This is a genomic window from Planococcus halocryophilus (genome assembly GCF_022489025.1).
Taxonomy (GTDB): domain Bacteria; phylum Bacillota; class Bacilli; order Bacillales_A; family Planococcaceae; genus Planococcus; species Planococcus halocryophilus_A.
In genome coordinates this window covers 96,852-116,250 of sequence record NZ_JAKVTG010000001.1, presented here as the reverse complement: position 1 = coordinate 116,250, position 19,399 = coordinate 96,852, and the positions used below count along the sequence as shown (strand labels likewise).

Here is a 19,399-nt window from a genome sequence, read left to right as displayed (position 1 = left end):
TCCTAAATATTCACTTCTTGATTAGCTGCAAACAAGTATAGCAATCGTTCCTTAACCGGTATTTTTAAAATCGACTCAACCGCTTCTTGATAGACAGTTAACTGAACACCATATCGTTCAGCCATTTCGTATTTCACGTCAGTAATCTGTGTCACGCGATCGGTCTTATAATCTAACAATACCCAACCGTCCTGTTCTTCGAACAAACAATCGACAATCCCTTGGATAATTTGGTGATCACCGTCTGCATCTTTTTTTGCGTAAGTAAAAGGTACTTCTCTTTTTATATTTGTTGCAGCTCTAAGTCGCGCGGCCGTATTACTCGCATAAAAACGTTCAAGTTCTTCTACCTTAACCGCTTTGCCCTCATCTGGTGATAGAATTTCCATCCCAACTAAAGTTTCGATAAACTCTTTTATTTCATCGCTATTCAAGGTACGATCCAACGGAATATGTTGCATAATTGCATGAACAGCTGTCCCAATATCTGCTCCGGATAAACGTTTGTCCATCATGAAATTCGGACGGTGTAACAACATTTTCCTTTCTGGTTTTACTGTCTGAATAAAGGACTCGGGTTCATCGAGGCGTTGTAACATCTGCAATCGCTTCATTTCAGTTACAGATTGCTTAGATCGTTTATCAACCGCTAGCTGGTGTGGGTATTGAAAATTAAAGCGTTCAGTAACCTGCTGTTGATAATCCTCTGAAAAGTCATCGCCTTCCATCAACTCTTCTATGTTTACAACTGCTGGAAGCAACGATTGAGATTCGATAATATCAATGTGAAAACGAGACGAATGATTAAGAAAATGCCCAGTAACATTCAGTTGTTCTTCCGCGTCAGGATGTCTTGCTACAGCTGGACCTATCCAGTCCAAATACCCTTTAGCGCGAGACCGCATAAAGTCTGGCAGACGTACATCATTTGTTGATACTTTCCATTTTTCAAAGAGCTTATCGATGTTCTTAACGGAAGCTGTCATGTATAGTCTTTCTTTTGCTCGAGTCATTGCAACATATAAAACACGCATTTCTTCTGCTTTCATTTGCAATTGTTTCATTTCCCTAACCGCTAGAAACGGCAGTGATGTGTACTCGATTCGTGTATCAGGATTTACTGCTTTGACAGCCAACCCATAATCTTGGTCAAACAAATAAGATTTTTTAAAATCCATTTCATTAAAAGCTCGACCTGTACCCGCAAAAAAGACTACTGGAAACTCGAGTCCCTTTGACTTATGTACGGTCATTAGCCGAACAACGTTTTCTTTTTCGCTAAGTGATTTAGCTGTTCCTAAGTCATCTCCTCGTTCTCTCATCCGGTCGATAAAACGAAGAAATCGGAACAACCCCCGGAAAGATGTTTTTTCATATTCAAGTGCACGGTCGTGCAGCGCACGCAAATTAGCTTTCCGTTGTTTGCCATTTGTCATGGCGCCAACCATCTCATAATAATTGGTATCCAAATAAACTTGCCAAATCAGTTCCGCTAGCGAACCTCGACGTGCCAGATTTCGCCAACCTTCTAATTGAAGGATAAAACGGCGCAATTTTTCAGCCGCAGCTGGGTCGATTCCTTTACCTGCACGCATAAAGGTTTTTACCGCTTCGTAAAAGGAAGCTTGAGGTGCTGCTAAACGAATTTCAGCCAATTCATTTTCTTTCAAGCCAATAAATGGCGCACGTAAAACAGAGGCGAGTGGAATGTCTTGGTAAGGGTTATCAATAACACGTAACGTATTTAGCATGATCATTACTTCCAGCGCTTCAAAATAGCCGCCTGTCAATTCCGCGTACAATGGAATTCCGGCCATTTTGAATTCATCCACAAAATCACCTGACCATGTCATTGAGCGCATTAAGACAACGATATCTCGGTATTCTAGCGGTCGTTGTTGCTGTGTCCAAGGGTCATTGACCATTGTTTGATCGCTCATCAACTCGTTGATTTTTTTGGCGATAAACCGCGCTTCCCATTGAGACTTTGCCAAGTCCTCGTCTTCTGATTCTTCCTCAGTTTCCGGTTCATGTATTAAAGTCAATTCAATCGGAGTTGCTTGTTCAGGATAAGGCGCTTTTGCTTTTAATGCAGCCGCTTCATCGTAATCGATTTCTCCGACTCGCTCCCCCATTATTTGAGAGAAAATGTAGTTGGTGCCATCTAAAATTTCCTTACGGCTTCTGAAATTTGCATTTAAATCAATTCGTAATCCTGTGTTTTCAGCATTATGACGAAAACGAGAGTATTTCCCCAAAAATAACATAGGTTCTGCTAAACGGAAACGGTAAATCGATTGCTTAACATCTCCAACCATGAACAGGTTGCCATTTTTTTCGTTGCCTGATTTCACTAAGTTTAATATCGTCTCTTGCAAAAGGTTTGTATCTTGGTATTCATCAACTAACACTTCTTTAAAGCGATCTTGATATTCTTTTGCGATAGCTGAAGGCTTGCCTTCCTCCATTAAAAGCTCTAATGCATAATGCTCTAAGTCGGAGAAATCGACCAATGCTCGATCAATCTTCAACGCTTTGTATTGATTAGCGAAAAGCTGTGTTAACTCGACTAAAGTTTTCATCAATGGAGCCATCTCTCGCATTTCTTCTAATAAGCGCTTTGGAGAGCGAGTAAAATAAGCATCAAACAAGCCACTCACAATTTTCTTCACATCATTACGTCGCGCTTTCGCTTCTTCAGCTAAGGCTGGATCACAAGAATCTTTACGAATACTCGCTGCTTTTTCCCATTTAAACGATTTAGAAAAAGAATATAAGCTCTCCCATGAGTTTTCCATTGCTGCAATTGCTGTTTGGATGACTTCAATATCTGTTCTAAACGTGCTTTCTAGTACGGCAGGTCCATCTGGCTCATGCGTTATTTGGAGGCCTTGATCAGCCAATTGCAACGCTTCATCCAAAGCATGACGTATTGTTAGTTTTAAATCCCCGATAAATGGTAATTCGTCAATTGTCGCATCCGTTGGCACATTGTATAAATTAGGTACTTGTTGCAACCACTCTTGTGGATTAGGGTGCACGCGTGAATAGTCATAAAGCTTACTTAATAACACTTCCATCGCTTGATCACTGCGATCAGATGTAAAGCTATCCGCCAAACGATAAACTGCATCCGCTCCTTCCCCCTCATATGCAGATTCAAGTACGGCTTCTAGAACATCGTCTCGCAAAAGAGCGGCTTCTGTTTCCCCTGCAATTCGAAAACCCGGATCAATTTCAAGCAAATACGCATATTGTTTTACAACCTGCAAACAAAACGAATGCAGTGTAGAAATTTGAGCTTTATTGATCAAGCGCAATTGTTTTCGTAAATGACTCGATTCCGGATTTTCTGCAACCGCTTTTTCCAATGCCTTTGACATCCGGTGCCTCATTTCAGCAGCTGAAGCATTGGTAAACGTGACAACTAAAAGTTCATCGACAGATATTGGATCGTCTTCAGCCAACACCTTTTCTATCATACGGTTTATCAGAACAGCTGTTTTGCCCGATCCAGCCGCTGCTGACACCAAGATATCTTGTCCCTTTGCCCATATTGCCATCCATTGTTCGTCGGTCCAAGTAGCATCAATCGGTTTTTTTGGTATCATCTGCAGCGGTCTCCTTTCTAATCAATTCCACTGCTTTATCAGGAGATAAAGCAGTCAATTTTCGATAGCTTTGGTCAGGATCTGCCGGGTCAAATTGGCAAACCGAACGATAGGAACAAAATTGACATGGTGTGTCTTCTTTCATTTTATAAGGCGTGATACTCGTATCGCCTTCTAATATGCCATTGCCTGCGTTTTGATGCTTATTTCGTACAAAACGGCGGACGGCTTGCATGTCTTCTTTCATCACAGTTTTTGATTGAGATGCAGACACTGCTCCGCTTTTGTTGAGTCGTACTGGAATTACATTAGAATAACCATCAATTTGGTTATCCATTGCTTCAATCACTTCAGGATCTTCAACGACTAAACCATTCATTTTAAAGGATTTGGCCATTTCTTCATCTAACTCTTCAGCTGTCAGTAATTTCGTCAGCTTTAACATGGGATTGTGCATATGAAAATACAGCACACCAGCTGGTTCTGCTTCTTCTCCAAGCCAACGTTCAGAATGTGTTAACGCCACATCTAAATACGTAAAGGTTTGTAAAGATAAACCATGATAAACGTTGCTCAGGTCAAGACCTTGTTTAGATGATTTGTAATCGACAATACGCAAATAAGGTTTGCCATGAATGTCAGTAGAATCGATTCGGTCAATCCGACCTCGAACGTTCATCTTACGACCTCGATCTAAAGAAATTTCAAGAGGTGGAATCGTCTCTTTTGGTCCAAACCCAACTTCTAATGCAATCGGTACAAACCCTGAAACTTTAGCATGCTTGCTAAGCATATAAGCTGTTTGGCGAATAATGCCTTCTAGTTTATGTTGTATATAGCGATAGCGATGGGAACTTATCAAGATATGATTAACAAAATAAGGAGAAAGCTGTTCGATCGCTTCTTTCGCCAGGTTTTGACATTGTTTTTGTGTCAGTGATGACCACGAAATGCCTAACCGTAATACTTCATCTGATATCCACTTTATCGCTGCATGGAAAAGGTCACCCATTGCGGGAGCTGCTAATTTATATTGACTTCTTTCTTCAAGACGTAATCCATAAGCCACATAATGTGCAAATGGACAGCCATAATACGTTTCTACCCTAGATACGCTTGAAGAAATAGGTGTTCCATACAATGGTTCTGCAATAGCTTCACGAAGAGGGTCTGCTTTATTTGGTTTGATTGGCGATAAAATACGATTAATAATAGAAGACCAAAATGGATCATCCTCATAATAGTGATAAACCGCACGCCACTCTGCTGATAATTCACCGCTCCGGAGTTGCGAAGTTAAAGACGCCAAACTAGCTCGTGGATGCGAGATGTATTCCATAGGTGATACATCTACAAGCTCTTCAGGGTCAATGACTGCAGGAACGGTGTCAATTGACAACATATCCTTTAGTTTTTGAATATAAAGAGATGGCAATAAGGCTTTTCCTTCTTCATCTGCGATTGGAAATGAAACGGTCAATAAATCAGACGCTGAAGTAAAGGCACGATATACCATATAAGTTTCATCCATTAAACGCATTTTCGAAGTAGGAGCAAGCTCAAAGCCAATTTGAGCAAACCACTCCCGGTCTGTATCTGTTAACAACCCATCTTGTTCGATACGCTTTGGTAAAACACCGTCATTGGCTCCGACAACAAAGACCGACTTAATATCCATTAAACGAGCCAAATCGATTTTCGATACCATTACTTGATCTAATGACGGCGGTATACGCGAAAACTCTAAAGTTTCAAAACCTTCATCTAATATTTTCACAGCTGTTGGTAAATCCACTTCTTTCTCGCCGAACATTAGTACAAATTGATCTAACACACCGACCCATTGATTCCAAGCCTGTTCGTGCTCTGTAGCGGCAAGTAGGCGGTGCTCACTTTCTTCTCGTTCTCGTAAATCTTGAATTTTTGCATAGACGTCCATTTTCTCTATGAAAAGAAACAAAGATTCCGCTATATCTCGTCCTGTTTTACTCAGTTTTAACTGTTCTTTTAACTGGGCTAAAGGTTCTCTTACTAAATCACGTACTGCATGAAGCTCTACTTGCGCCGCTAGCTCTTCATCTGTTTGTATCGATGTGTGAAATTCCAAGCCACGGTATTTTTTATAAAACCAGCGCTTTTCATCAAACCACCGCTCTCCGTAAATACCATTGGCAATAACGAAGTTCTCTAGTAAATCACTTCTTTCTCGCCATTTCGTTACAGGTCCTTGTGGAAAGAATAAATCGGTTTTGACAGCTCGAAAAATCGATTCGTAAGAATAATTAGAGACCATCGATTCAAGTACTGAACGACTAAATTCAATCAAAGGATGATGAAGCATCGATTTTTTCTGGCTGATAAAATAAGGGATTTCATATTGTGAGAAAATCGTATGGATCAATTCATCATAAATTTCAGGTTGTCTGTAAAGAATGGCGATTTCGTTGTACCGAAAGCCATTTCTCACTTGTTCTCTTATCGCTCGGGCTACCGCATGCATTTCAGCTCTTCTATTTGATGCTTCAACTAAAGAGACATTTCCTTGTCCTTGAATTTTTTGAGTTGGGAAGTCATCAAAGTGACGTTCAATATGTTCGAGTTCAGGGTTCATAAAACGGCGCGGCAAAGCTAAGTGAACCGAATGATCAATATCGATTCCCTCTTTCGCAGCTTGTTCAGTTAATCTACGGGCTGTATTAGCAGACTGGTAGAATAATGATTGTTCGTCGTTTGGATCGGTTTGTTTATCCATAGGCAATGCAATCGTTACTGATTTAGCATGCTTCATTAGTTCAAAAAGAATTTCATATTCCCTCGCAGTAAATGTAACAAACCCATCGATATAGATTGTAGACGATTTTACCAAATCAGAATGTGGTATTTTCTCACTTAATAAGGCTAAATGACCTTCAGAATCTACAAATACTTTTCCTAGACGACTTTCAATTTCAGTAAGGATTAACTCGAGATCTTCTGCTTTGTCGAGTAATGTTTTTGGTGCCCCCGCTTCAACTAAGGAAGAACGGATGGCGTTTAATTCTCCGCAATCTACACAATAGCGAGCAAATTCTTTCACTAATTGTTCGATTTGATCGGTAAACCCTCTTTTGCCGGCAGCTCTTCGAAATAATTGAAAATCCTCGCGATGATCTTCCAACAAGCTACGAATTAGCATACGGTAGCCAAAAGTATCTACTTCCCTCCTGCTAATACCACCTACTTCTTGAAGCACACGCCAAGCCAATCGCTTAAACGTCACTGCTTGTGCACGAATCATGCCATTCATATTGTATGCAGCAGCTAGTCGATATTCGGTAGAAAAGGACATTTGTTCCGGTACTACAAGAAATATCGGATCACCATCTGCCTGTCGTTTTAACTCATCCACTATTTCTTCTTGAACAAAACGAGTTTTCCCCGTTCCTGCCCTGCCATAAACAATGCGTAATGACATTTGACCACCCCTCCACTAAGAACATTTGTTCTAATTATACGTTTTTCTACTATCAAATGCCACTTGCAACGTCATCCTTGTTTCTGTTTTTTACGTTCTTCGCTGGCCAAACGGAAATCTTCTTCCACTTTTTTGTGCAAACGTTTTTCAAAAACCTTCCCGATTACATATAATAAAATAATGACTAAAATTACAATTGCTGTTCGGATCGGCTGTGTGAAAAGTGCACGCAAGTCGTATCCGACAAAAGAAATTGTAAACACCATAACAAGCTTTCCTGCCATAACCGTTAATAAATAATAATATTTCCGAATGTTTGATAAGCCTGCGACTAAGTTTACAAGTGCTGAAGGAGTAAAAGGTAAACAAAGTAATAAAAATAGTGGACCAAAGCCATTTCGCTCTACCCAATGAATCAGCTTTTGAACTTTATCATGCCGTGTCATAAAATTCATAAAACGAGCTCTACCATATTTACGCACCAATAAAAATACGGCATATGCGCCAATTACTGAACCGCCCCAGGAAAGTAAAAATCCAAACCATAAACCATACGCTGTTGCGTTGGCAAAAACAAAAACAAATAAGGGCAAGAACGGTAAAAAAGCTTCGATAAAGGGCAAGAGGAATCCGATTAACGGACCAAAAGCCTTGTAGGATTGTGTTAACTCAACAATATTTTCCATTGAAAAAAAATCCATCATAAGCTCAGTCCTTTAAATTGTTTAATTTTTCTAAATCTCATTCCAAACTAAAAAGATTTTGTGATATGCTATTATAATTACTTTACACTCTTTCAAAGAGTTTGGAAAAGGAAATACTTATACATAAGGAGCGAAAAGAATGAACGAACGTGAGTTTTCTGCCGGATTGAAGGCGGGAACTAGCATTGCAATCGGCTATTTCCCTATAGCATTAACCTTTGGTTTGTTAGCAAAAACTACTGGACTTTCTCTACTAGAAGCTACAGCCATGAGTATTTTTGTGTTTGCAGGTGCCTCACAGTATATTGCATTATCACTGATTACCGCTGGTGTAGCCCCCATTGTCATCGTTTTAAATACGTTTGTTGTCAATATACGGCATTTTCTTATGACTGCTGCACTCAATGAAAAAATGGTGCCGGATGACAGATGGAAAAAAGCTTTATACGCTTTTGGAATAACCGATGAAACTTTTTCGGTATTGGCCACGCAAAAAAACAATAAAATCACTACTGCTTTTGCTGTTGGTGTTATCACTATTTCTTATGGAAGTTGGGTAGTGTTTACATCAGTCGGTCATTTAATTGGCGCAAATCTACCTCATTTTCTTCAAGCAGCCATGTCGATTGCGCTTTATGCCATGTTTATCGGATTATTAGTTCCTTCGATGCGAGGCAATCGTAAAGTTGTCAGTCTGGCTGTCATTGCCGGAGCTATTAATTCTCTTTTTTATTTCACAAGTTGGTTATCGACAGGTTGGGCCATTATGGTGTCTACTTTAGCTTCGGCTATTTTTATTGAATGGATTTCCAGGAAAGGTGTGAAAAAATCATGAGTTCTTGGTATTGGTGGATGATTCTTGGTATGGCTATTGTAACTTATATTCCGCGTGCTATTCCGCTGACGTTTTTAGAGGGCCGTGAGTTGCCTGAAGCGGTTCAAAACGTGTTACGAAATATACCTTACGCTGTGTTAGGTGCGTTGATTTTTCCAGCTGTCTTTTTTATTCAAGAAAATATTTGGTTCGGCGTTATCGGTGCGGTTGCAGCATTTGGTATCGCGATCGCAGGAGCAAACGTAATGATTGTCGTTCTTGGTTCGATTGCTGTCCTTGCAATCTTTAGTGGATTTTTATAAAAAAATGCAAAAAAAAAGCCGTTACTCATTTTCATGAGCTTCGGCTTTTTTTCTACGATTAAACATCCTGGTTGAATACCAAAATCCTGCAGTAAGAGAAGCTGCGTTTGCGACAAACAACAGCCACGTATGCGTATAGCCTGCATAAACAGCGGCTGCCATTAAAGCAACTGTCAAAATCAATGCGACGATATGATTAAATGTGACTCTTGTAAACAAGATGACAAGCAATCCTGGTACTAAAAGAGACAGGAAAAATTTTGTTACCATTGATTCCATTAATTTAGCTCCTTAATTGACCACTAATAGTCCGAGACGGTGGTGATCGTGACGGAAAATAACATGTTGGCGTAAACGCACTTCCAAATTATGATCCAGTACTTCTAAACGACAATGAGCAGCATTTACTTGAATTGCTTCATACAGTTCAGATTCATTTGAAATGGCAATGCCATTTACTTTGCGAATTACTTCGCCACGCAATAAGCCCATTTTGTCGGCAGGAGAACCTGGTAAAACGTCGACAATCATAACACCTTGTGGTTGAGGAGTTACCGCATAATTACCACTGCGTTCTTTTAATGCGAAATGAACGGCAATCGCCATGCGACCAATTACTCCGCCTACTAATGCAACAACTGCCAATGGCTGCCATATTAATGCCCCTAAGCCAACTACGATAATGCTAACCCCTAAAGTAGTAACAGCTTTACTTACTAACGGATAAAGATAGACTGGCAAGGTTCGCTGTGAACGACCTATAAATCCGAATACCACCGGGAAAAGAATTAACGAAAAGTTCGATTCACCAATTGGCAATTGTGGCCAGTACGGCGCATAAGAATCAAGTAACGAACCTGGCACCACCAATAAAATAGGCAGTAGCCATAAACGTTTTGAAATATACGCTGCAGCTTTAAGACCACGCCCCGATTTATGTAACCGAGGAGAGCCAGCCTGTGCTGCCGCTTTATCAATCATTTTACCTTCTACAAAAACCAATGCTCCTGCAATCAGCACAACAGGGATCAACCATTGATACGAAAATTCCGTTCCTTCGAATTTAACTAATCCGAAATTTAACGTCCATTCATTGGCATAAAACAACCAACTAAGCCCTACAGCCGCTGTAACCAAATAAATAAAGGAACCCGCTTGATAAAAAGTCGTTACCATTAACAAAATGGAAACGATGCTCAAAGCAATTAACCAGTCCAAGGGTACAACTAACCCAATTCCTGCAAACAATACAGAAAGAACAAGCGCATATAACCAAGCATCTTTTATAAGTCGTTTAAACTCAGTCAATCCGTAAACAATACGAATTCTAAAAATCTTCCGTTCTTTTTTCACCCGATAATACCCTAACAACACTGCAGCAAGCAATGCGATGTATAAAACCGGATTCACAAAAAATTTACCTATCGCTAACATTAAATCCATTATCACTTTACTTACACCATCCTATCACCGGCAATTGACGTTACTTCTCATTGTAACAAAGAAAACCGGCTTTCTGCACTTCTTTTTCAGTTAAACGAATGCCGCACCTAATTGTTTTAAAATATCCTCTGTTCCTTCAATCCCTGCAGACAGTCGAACTACTTGGCGCGTTACACCGACTTTTTCTTTTTCATCGGCTGAAAGAGCTCTGTGAGACGTTCCATATGGATAAGATACTGTTGTTTCCACTCCTGCTAATGTTGGCACAATTTTAATCCAACCGAGCGATGAAAAGAATTTTGAAACATCAACTGTTTCGGGTAATTCAAACGACACTATAGCACCAACACCTGGATACCACACACGTGCTTTATCATCTAAAAATATCGCAATGGCTTGGGCATTTTCTGTTTGTTTTTTCATCCGCAACGCTAATGTTTTAATCCCACGAACGGTCAACCAAGCTTCAAATGGACTCAAATTCAATCCTAAATTCACTACACGCTTTTCAGCAATGTCGATTAACTCAGCATTACCAACTAAAACCCCAGCTGTTACATCGCTGTGGCCGCCGAGATACTTAGTTGCACTATGAGCCACTAAATCTGCCCCAAGTGTATAAGGAGTCATTGTGTACGGCGTAGCGAAGGTATTATCAATCATGATTCGAACACCATATTGTTTTTTCAATTCCAAAAGAGCTTCCATATTTTCAAGACGCAAAAATGGATTCGTAATCGACTCACTAAATACTAATTTTACTTCAGGAATATCAATTAAAATCCGTTCAACTTCTGTGATATCCGAAAAATCAGCAAAATGTACTTCAATTCCCATTAATATAAGTTCCTCTTTTAGTAAATGGAACGTTCCGCCATATACATCTTGAGCCGCTAGAATATGGTCGCCTGCTTTAACAACAGACAAAATTCCAGCTAAAATTGCTGACGTTCCAGAAGATGCCGAAACTCCTTTTGGAGCTTTTTCCAAATCAGCTACGGTTTGTCCTAAAGCATCTGTATTAGGGTTTGCTGTCCGCGAATATAAATAAGTACCGTTTCCTTCGTAATAGCCTTCAAGCTCTTCGAGAGACGAAAAAGAAAATGCAGAAGTTTGATAAAGCGGCATAACTTTCGATTGAATTGTCCGTTCTTTCATTGTTGCGGTATGTACTGATTTTGTTTCGATTGTTGTCATCTTTTCATCCCCTATTCCATTTCTTTAACTAATTGCTCCATCATAGGCGCATCCATCGGTCCTACAACTTTGTTTTGAATACGTCCTTTTGTGTCTATCATATACGAAGTTGGAATAGATACAGCTTGATAAGTAGAACCTACATCACCTTTATCATCCATTGGAATTGAAAATTCCAGTCCAAACTCCTCAACAAAATCCTCTATTGTTTTAAGTCCTTTGTCTTCAGTCGTTAAATTAACTGCTAAGATGACAACATTTGCCTCTTCAGCTTGATCTTCAAAATAATTTTGCATATGAGGCATTTCTGCTCGGCAAGGAGGACACCATGTAGCCCAAAAATTCAATATTACTTTTTGTCCTTGATAATCTGATAAAGTCACGACTTCTCCGTCTAATGTGGTTAATTGAAAATCAGGCGCTTTTTCGCCTTTTGCTAACCCTTCTTCAGTTGGCAAAAAGTCTACATCACTGCCAAGAGCCATATTATTAAGAGCGTCAGATTCTGAGGTGTTGTTTTTAACGGCGCCTATTATGACAATTGCTATCATAGCAGCAAGTATCACTAAGCCGATAATTTTTTTAGGCATCTGTTATCCACTCCATTCAACTTTTATCATACGATAAATCGGATAGCTTATTCCACTAAGTTTATTTAAAAATGTGACAGTTTAACTGAAATTAAAAAACAGCCGGCGTGTAAATGCCGACTGTTCCTCATTTTAAACTTAACTTATACGCGCAAAAATTTTCTGATTGACATAAAACTTCCCCATACTCCGATAAAGACGCCCATTAATAGAATCAGTGCGCTTACTTGATAAACAAACGGAGTAAATTCTAACAATTGAATCAGCTCTCCACTTAAACGTGGTTGTGCAAAGTCAGTAATTTCTTTGTACAAGAGCGCAACTAGACCAATTGGAATAAGAGATCCCAATATACCAAGCCACATTCCTTCTAAAATAAATGGAATGCGCACAAACCAGTTTGTAGCACCAACTAATTTCATAATTTCGATTTCACGACGTCTAGCAACAATCGTAATGCGGATTGTATTCGAAATCAAGAACATTGCGGTAAACAGTAAAGCCAAAATCAAGATGAGCCCTACATTTCTACCAGCATTCAAGAAGTTAAATAGTTTCTCAATTTTACCTTCACCGTATTTCACATTTTCGATATTTTCTAAAGCTGTAATTTCTTCAGCGACATTTTTTGTTTGCTGTGGATCTGTTGCTTTTACATAAAATACGTCAAACAATGGATTACTTTGTTCGAACAAACTTAGTTCGTCACCAAAATCAAGAACCAAGTCCGTTAATTCTTCTTCTTTTGTTGAAAAATTTGTCGATTCGACGCCCGGTATTTCACTAATTTGCGATTCCAAATTAGTTACTGTCTCTTCAGTCGCCTCTAATGAAACGAATACTTTGATCTCCACATCATTTTCGAGATCATCTGCAACTTTGTTTAAGTTCATCATTATGAGAACAAAAACCCCAACCAATAATAACGTAACTGTAACGGCACTTACTGAGGCAAATGTCATCCAGCTATTACGGCCAATACTTTTAAAACTTTCCTTAATGTGACGCATCAATGTTCTAGGCTTCATAACCGTAATCACCTCCAACTACATCACGAACAATTAATCCGCCTTCGATTGCGATGACACGATGTCTAAGCGTATTAACGATTTGTTGATTGTGCGTTGCCATGATAATGGTTGTGCCTGCTTTGTTGATACGTTCAAACAAGTTCATAATATCCCATGCTGTTTCAGGATCCAGATTCCCTGTTGGCTCATCTGCAATCATTACTTTTGGCATGTTCACAATAGAACGAGCAATTGATACCCGTTGTTGCTCCCCACCAGATAGTTCTGTCGGAAACATTTTCGCTTTATGTTTTAATCCGACTAAATCCAATACTTCCATGACGCGTCGTTTAATATCTGCTGGCTTTTCCTCGATTACTTCCAATGCAAATGCCACATTTTCATAAACATTTAGCTTTGTTAGTAACTTGAAATCCTGAAAGACAACACCGATTTGACGACGTAACATCGGTACTTTTCGGGTTTTTAACGTTGCGATATCAATATCGTCCACGAACATTTGACCAGAAGATGGTCGTTCTTCACGATACATCATTTTGATGAATGTTGATTTCCCAGCGCCACTTGGTCCTACAATATATACAAATTCCCCTTGTTCGATTTCAACGTTAAGACCGTTCAAGGCGACAATTCCGTTCGGATATTTTTTGTAAACATTTTTCATTTGAATCATCTTTTATTACCCACCTAATATAAATTGGCATACGCCAAAATTATTTCCATTGATTTTTGCAGCACGTCCATTATAACATCTTAAGTCAGAAATTTTATTACATTTCTGTATCATTTAAAATTCAATTTGAATATACTGAACTATATGTAAATATAAAAACAAACATAATATTACCTAATAAAATTCCGTATAAATCCAAATATAAATTAAAAAAGCGTCAAACACATCAAAAAAACACAAAAAAATAAACCTGCTCTTTTGCAGGTTTATTTCATGTTCGCTAAGTACTCTGCTACTGCGTCTGCTTCGTCGCCTTCGATAATTCCAGCAGGCATTGCTCCTCGACCGTTTTCAATGACTGTACGAATCTCATCTTGTGATAAGCGAGAGCCCACATCATTCAATGAAGGGAAGTTGCCAGCACCTTCTAAGTTTTCACCATGACAAGAAATACAATTTTGCTGGACTACTTGTTCAGCATCGATTTCAGTGGTTTCTCCTCCACTTTCATCTGGTGCTTGTTCAGGTTCTGTTGTGTCTTCTCCGCCGCAAGCGCCAAGTATAAGGGTTGCGCCAAAAAGAATCGCCATCATTTGTTTTTTCATTTGGTGACCTCCTCTAATATTTTATCTCTATCATATTAGAGTATACCAAAGTTATGGTCTTTTAAAACCTTCACCTAACACTTCAGAGGCATCCGACACGATAACAAAGGCAGCAGGATCAATAAACTTAACCAATTGCTTGAGTCGTGAAAATTCTGTTTGCGGAATAACGACCATTAATAATGGTTTTTCAGTGCCAGAAAAACCTCCCGTTGCAGCCAACTCTGTTACACCGCGATCGACTTCATCATATATAGCATCTCGAATTTCTGTTTGTTTTGTCGTAATAATGTAAACTAATTTCGATTGACCAAATCCGACTTGAACAAGGTCAATGGTTTTTGTTGTAACATATAAACCAATTAATGCATAAAGTCCTTTTTCAATATCAAAAACCAACGCGGCGCTCAATACGATAAAACCGTCAATTAACGCAACACTTGTCCCTAAAGTTAAGCCTGTAAACTTAGTGATAATTTGCGCAGCCAAATCTGTTCCGCCTGTCGATGCTTTTCCTCGAAAGACAATGCCGAGTCCAAGACCAACCATTATCCCGCCAAACAAAGCACCAAGCAATGGATCACGTGTCCATGGTTCCCATGATTCTGTCAGGAATACGACAAAAGGAAGAAACACTGTTCCTACTGCCGTTTTAATACCAAAATTCTTTCCAAGTAAAATTAATCCAGCAATAAATAATGGAATGTTGAATGCCCATTGAACAAATGCCGGTCTCCAGTCTAAAACACTTTTCAAGATCGTACTAATTCCACTGACGCCTCCAGAAGCAACTTCGTTTGGCAATAGAAGGACGTTAAAAGAAATGGCCACAATCGCTGCCCCAATAATTACACTGGCATAATCAATAAAGAACGTTAGCATTGGGTGTGGATCTCTACGAATACGTCGATTTTTTTTCGTCATCTATTTTCTTCCTCTTTTCTTCTGTTGGATTAAACCCTGTCAGAGTATACCAAACGCTTGGAACTTTGTGAACTTCATCAGGATAAAGCAAAACGAAATAAAAACGGACCAAAAGCATATATGCTTTCGGACCGTTTTTCGAAGATGAACTGCTTTTGACAGCTCTTTTTTACCTATTCCATTTTAGAGCGCAATAAAGAATTAATGAAACCATCAATGTCGCCGTCCATAACAGCGCCTAAATTACCTGTTTCAAAGTTGGTACGGTGATCTTTAACCATCGAATATGGATGGAATACATAAGAACGGATTTGACTTCCCCAACCAATTTCTTTTTGTTCGCCACGAATTTCAAGAAGACGTGCTTCTTCTTCTTCGATTTTTAATGCATACAATTTTGCTTTTAACATTTGCATCGCTTTTTCACGGTTTTTAATCTGTGAACGCTCTTGTTGGCAAGTTACAACAGCACCTGTTGGCAAGTGCGTAATTCGAACAGCAGAATCTGTCGTATTGATATGCTGTCCACCCGCTCCACTTGCACGATACGTATCAACTTTCAAATCTTCAGTACGAATATCGATTTCAATTTCCCCTGTAAATTCCGGCATTACTTCGCACGAAACAAACGAAGTATGTCGGCGACCAGAAGAATCAAAAGGAGAAATTCGAACCAAGCGATGAACGCCTTTTTCAGCTTTTAAATATCCGTAGGCATTATGTCCACGAATTCCAAGCGTTACCGATTTAACACCCGCTTCGTCTCCAGCTAAATAATCTAAAGTTTCTACTTTAAATCCACGTTTTTCTGCCCAACGTGTATACATACGTAATAGCATTGAACACCAGTCTTGTGACTCTGTCCCACCAGCTCCTGGATGCAACTCTAAAATCGCATTGTTTTTATCGTATGGTTCACTTAATAACATCGTTAGTTCGTAATCTGCTAAGTCCGAAATAAATTGCTTCATATCTTTATCCACATCTGCATGCAAATCCTCGTCATCTTCTTCTCTTAGCAACTCTAGAGACATTTCCATATTTTCTTGCGTTTCCACAAAACTATAGTACGCATTCACGATTTCTTTTAATCCATTCAATTCCGAAATAACAGTTTGAGCTGTTTCTTGGTTATTCCAAAAATCAGGATCAAGCATCATTTCATCTAATTCTTGTATGCGGGACTCTTTGTTTTCTAAGTCAAAGAGACCCCCTAAAGTCCGCCAATTTACTGGCTGATTTGTCGAGCTGGTTACGGATGTCTGCTAATTCCATCATATGTTCCTCCTCAAAATAACACCGAAGAGCAAATGCTCTTCGGTCTTTTCACACTTTCTTATGAAGCTGTCCCGTGGCAATTTTTATACTTTTTGCCGCTCCCACATGGACAAAGGTCGTTTCTTCCAACTTCCATTTCCTTGCGGACAGGTGCTTTTTTCTTTTGCGGTGCCGGTCCATCTTCTTTCGGATTAACCGCCTGACCTTTTGCTACTTCCTCACGCTCAAGGTTATTTCGAATTTCAGCTTTCATCGAATACTTCGCTACATCTTCTTCAATGGCTTCAACCATGGCTTCGAACATTGCAAAACCTTCGTTTTGGTATTCGCGCAGTGGATCATTTTGTCCATAGGCACGCAAGTGAATTCCTTGACGCAATTGATCCATAGCATCAATATGATCAATCCATTTCGTATCAATTGAACGAAGCAAGACAACTTTTTCAAATTCGCGCATCCGTTCTGGTGTCATTTCTTGTTCTTTTTCGTCATAGCGCGTAGTCACAGTTTCTTTGATAAAAGCAATAAGCTCTTCTTGGGATTTCCCTTGAAGATCGGCTTCTGTCACAGTGTCTTCCGGTAGAAGATTTGCTCCAATCAAATCAGAAAGTGTTTTCAAATGCCAGTCTTCCTGTTTTTCTTGTACAGTATGCGCATAAACCATACGTTCAATTGAACTATGCAGCATGTTTTCAACCAATGTACGCATATTATCTGTATTTAACACTTCCATACGTTCTTTATAAATTATTTCTCGTTGTTGACGAAGAACATCATCGTATTGAAGCAGGCGTTTCCGAGCATCAAAGTTATTACCTTCCACTCGTTTTTGCGCGGATTCAACAGAACGTGTAACCATTTTCGATTGCAATGGTTGTGAATCGTCCATACCCAATTTACCCATCATAGTGCGCATTGCGTCTGAACCAAAACGACGCATCAAATCATCTTCAAGAGATAGATAAAATTGTGTAACACCCGGATCTCCTTGACGTCCTGAGCGTCCGCGTAGCTGATTATCAATCCGTCTCGATTCGTGACGTTCTGTACCGAGAACCGCAAGACCACCTGCTTCTATAACGCCTTCACCTAGTTTAATGTCAGTACCACGTCCGGCCATGTTAGTCGCAATGGTAACCGCACCTTTTTGACCAGCATTTAAGATAATTTCTGCTTCATGTGCGTGATTTTTCGCATTTAATACAGAATGTTTAATGCCTTTTTTCGTTAAATATTCCGAAATGATTTCTGAAGTCTCAATGGCAACTGTACCGACTAGTACTGGTTGACCTTTCGCGTGACGAGTCGCAATATCATCTCCAACTGCTTTGTATTTTCCAGCAGTCGTCGAATAAATTAAATCGACATGGTCTTCACGGATAATCGGTTTATTTGTTGGAATCACAATGACAAACATATTATAAATATTACGGAATTCTTCTTCCTCAGTTTTTGCTGTACCGGTCATACCCGATAGTTTATCGTACATACGGAAAAAGTTTTGGAACGTAATTGTTGCCATAGTCATCGATTCGTTTTGGATTTCTAAGCCTTCTTTAGCTTCAATAGCTTGGTGAAGACCATCAGAATAACGACGACCTTTCATCAAGCGGCCAGTAAACTGATCGACAATGACAACTTCTCCGTCTTGTACAATATAGTCTACGTCTTTGCTCATCGTAACGTATGCTTTTAATGACTGATTGATTGTATGATTTAAACGAACATGACTAATATCAAAAAGATTGTCTATGCCAAATGCTTTTTCGACTTTTTCGATGCCCTCTTCTGTTAAGACAACGCCTTTAGTCGTTTCATCATAAGTGTAATCTGTATCTTTTGTCAGCAAACGCGCGAATGCATTTGACTGTTGATATAATTGAGCCGCCTTCGCTGCTTGTCCTGAAATGATAAGCGGTGTACGCGCTTCATCGATTAAAATAGAATCGACTTCATCAATAACTGCATAGTTTAATGGTCGCTGTACCATATCTTCTTTATAGAGCACCATGTTATCTCGCAAATAATCAAAGCCTAATTCATTATTTGTACTATATGTCACGTCAGCTTGGTAAGCTGCTCGCTTTTCTTCTTTCGTTAAACTATTTAAGTTTAATCCAACTGTTAAACCAAGCCATTCATAGAGTTGTCCCATTTCTAAAGCATCACGGCTCGCCAAATATTCGTTGACTGTTACGACATGAACACCTTTTTTACTAATGGCATTTAAATATACAGCTAAAGTGGAGGTTAACGTTTTACCTTCACCTGTTTTCATTTCTGAAATATTCCCTTCGTGAAGTGAAGCTGCACCCATAATTTGTACTCGGAATGGATACATGCCAAGCACGCGCTTGGCCGCTTCGCGAATCGTTGCAAAAGCTTCAGGCAATAAATCATTTAATGATTCGCCTTTAGCGTGTCTTCCAACAAATTCTTCCGTTTTCGCTTTTAACGCCTCATCTGTTAACACTGCAAAATCCGCTGCTAAAGCCTCAACTCGATCGGCCGTTTTTTCTAATCGTTTTAAGTCCCGTTTATTCGGGTCAAATACTTTATTTAATACTCCCAACATATCTATACCGCTCCTTGCGCAAGTGTCCCCCGGTAATGAATTACCGGGTGATCGCTTTAGCTTTTATAGTGTTCTAATAAGTTTTACTATTTATAAACACACTTAATCCAAATCAAACAGTTCTAAAAAATTCTCACTATTTATTTTAACACTGCGTAGAAATCGGTGCAAACAATG

The 19,399-nt window shown here is 39.4% G+C and carries 15 protein-coding genes; 2 read left to right on the top strand and 13 right to left on the bottom strand.

The annotated features are described in order from the left end of the window. Nucleotides 1–2 precede the first annotated feature (2 nt). The 3 genes from addA to MLE13_RS00535 all read right to left on the bottom strand — a co-directional run bounded on the left by addA (nt 3) and on the right by MLE13_RS00535 (nt 7,769). Complete coding sequence (gene addA, locus MLE13_RS00545; RefSeq protein ID WP_240747531.1) at nt 3–3,611, bottom strand: helicase-exonuclease AddAB subunit AddA; 3,609 nt, start codon at nt 3,609–3,611, stop codon at nt 3–5. Continuing rightward, nucleotides 3,589–7,065: a helicase-exonuclease AddAB subunit AddB gene (addB, locus tag MLE13_RS00540; RefSeq protein ID WP_240747530.1), complete on the bottom strand. Its 3,477-nt coding sequence runs from the start codon at nt 7,063–7,065 to the stop codon at nt 3,589–3,591. The genes addA and addB overlap by 23 nt, the downstream gene beginning before the upstream one ends. A 71-nt stretch (nt 7,066–7,136) precedes the next feature. Then, nucleotides 7,137–7,769 (bottom strand): TVP38/TMEM64 family protein, encoded by a 633-nt coding sequence (locus MLE13_RS00535; RefSeq protein ID WP_240747529.1) that lies wholly within the window; start codon nt 7,767–7,769, stop codon nt 7,137–7,139. A gap of 139 nt (nt 7,770–7,908) precedes the next feature. Here MLE13_RS00535 and MLE13_RS00530 point away from each other — a divergent pair, with 139 nt between their 5' ends. Both MLE13_RS00530 and MLE13_RS00525 read left to right on the top strand, forming a co-directional pair. Further along, nucleotides 7,909–8,604 carry an AzlC family ABC transporter permease gene (locus MLE13_RS00530; protein ID WP_240747528.1) on the top strand — a complete coding sequence of 232 codons (696 nt, stop codon included), beginning with the start codon at nt 7,909–7,911 and terminating at the stop codon, nt 8,602–8,604. Then, nucleotides 8,601–8,906, top strand: a complete 306-nt coding sequence (locus MLE13_RS00525) for an AzlD domain-containing protein (protein ID WP_240747527.1) — start codon at nt 8,601–8,603, stop codon at nt 8,904–8,906. The genes MLE13_RS00530 and MLE13_RS00525 overlap by 4 nt, the downstream gene beginning before the upstream one ends. 21 nt (nt 8,907–8,927) lie before the next feature. Here the strand turns inward: MLE13_RS00525 and MLE13_RS00520 are convergent, their stop codons facing one another. The 10 genes from MLE13_RS00520 to secA form a co-directional block, all read right to left on the bottom strand. Then, complete coding sequence (locus MLE13_RS00520) at nt 8,928–9,185, bottom strand: CsbA family protein (protein ID WP_008498157.1); 258 nt, start codon at nt 9,183–9,185, stop codon at nt 8,928–8,930. A gap of 12 nt (nt 9,186–9,197) precedes the next feature. After that, entirely contained in the window at nt 9,198–10,349 is a 1,152-nt protein-coding gene (locus MLE13_RS00515; protein WP_240747940.1) for a PDZ domain-containing protein, read from the bottom strand. Between the two features lie 90 nt (nt 10,350–10,439). Next, nucleotides 10,440–11,546 carry a trans-sulfuration enzyme family protein gene (locus MLE13_RS00510; protein ID WP_240747526.1) on the bottom strand — a complete coding sequence of 369 codons (1,107 nt, stop codon included), beginning with the start codon at nt 11,544–11,546 and terminating at the stop codon, nt 10,440–10,442. A gap of 11 nt (nt 11,547–11,557) precedes the next feature. Beyond that, nucleotides 11,558–12,136, bottom strand: coding sequence for a TlpA family protein disulfide reductase (locus tag MLE13_RS00505; protein ID WP_240747525.1), 579 nt, complete (start codon nt 12,134–12,136; stop codon nt 11,558–11,560). A gap of 143 nt (nt 12,137–12,279) precedes the next feature. Next, the gene (ftsX, locus tag MLE13_RS00500) at nt 12,280–13,164 is read right to left on the bottom strand and encodes a permease-like cell division protein FtsX (protein ID WP_240747524.1); all 885 of its coding nucleotides are present in this window, start codon (nt 13,162–13,164) and stop codon (nt 12,280–12,282) included. Further along, a complete protein-coding gene (gene ftsE, locus MLE13_RS00495) occupies nt 13,154–13,840 on the bottom strand; it encodes a cell division ATP-binding protein FtsE (RefSeq protein WP_240747523.1) in 687 nt (228 codons plus the stop codon). Before ftsE ends, ftsX begins: the two co-directional genes overlap by 11 nt. A gap of 266 nt (nt 13,841–14,106) precedes the next feature. Then, nucleotides 14,107–14,445, bottom strand: coding sequence for a cytochrome c551 (gene cccB / locus MLE13_RS00490; protein ID WP_240747522.1), 339 nt, complete (start codon nt 14,443–14,445; stop codon nt 14,107–14,109). Between the two features lie 51 nt (nt 14,446–14,496). Beyond that, on the bottom strand, nt 14,497–15,327 hold the full coding sequence (locus MLE13_RS00485; RefSeq protein WP_430905196.1) for a YitT family protein: 831 nt from the start codon (nt 15,325–15,327) through the stop codon (nt 14,497–14,499). Between the two features lie 215 nt (nt 15,328–15,542). Next, nucleotides 15,543–16,644 (bottom strand): peptide chain release factor 2 gene (gene prfB, locus MLE13_RS00480; protein WP_155800295.1). Its coding sequence is split into 2 segments (ribosomal slippage): nt 15,543–16,571 and nt 16,573–16,644, totalling 1,101 coding nucleotides; the frame shifts between segments, so codons are not numbered across the junction. 61 nt (nt 16,645–16,705) lie between these two features. Next, nucleotides 16,706–19,222, bottom strand: coding sequence for a preprotein translocase subunit SecA (secA, locus tag MLE13_RS00475; protein ID WP_240747520.1), 2,517 nt, complete (start codon nt 19,220–19,222; stop codon nt 16,706–16,708). Nucleotides 19,223–19,399 lie beyond the last annotated feature (177 nt).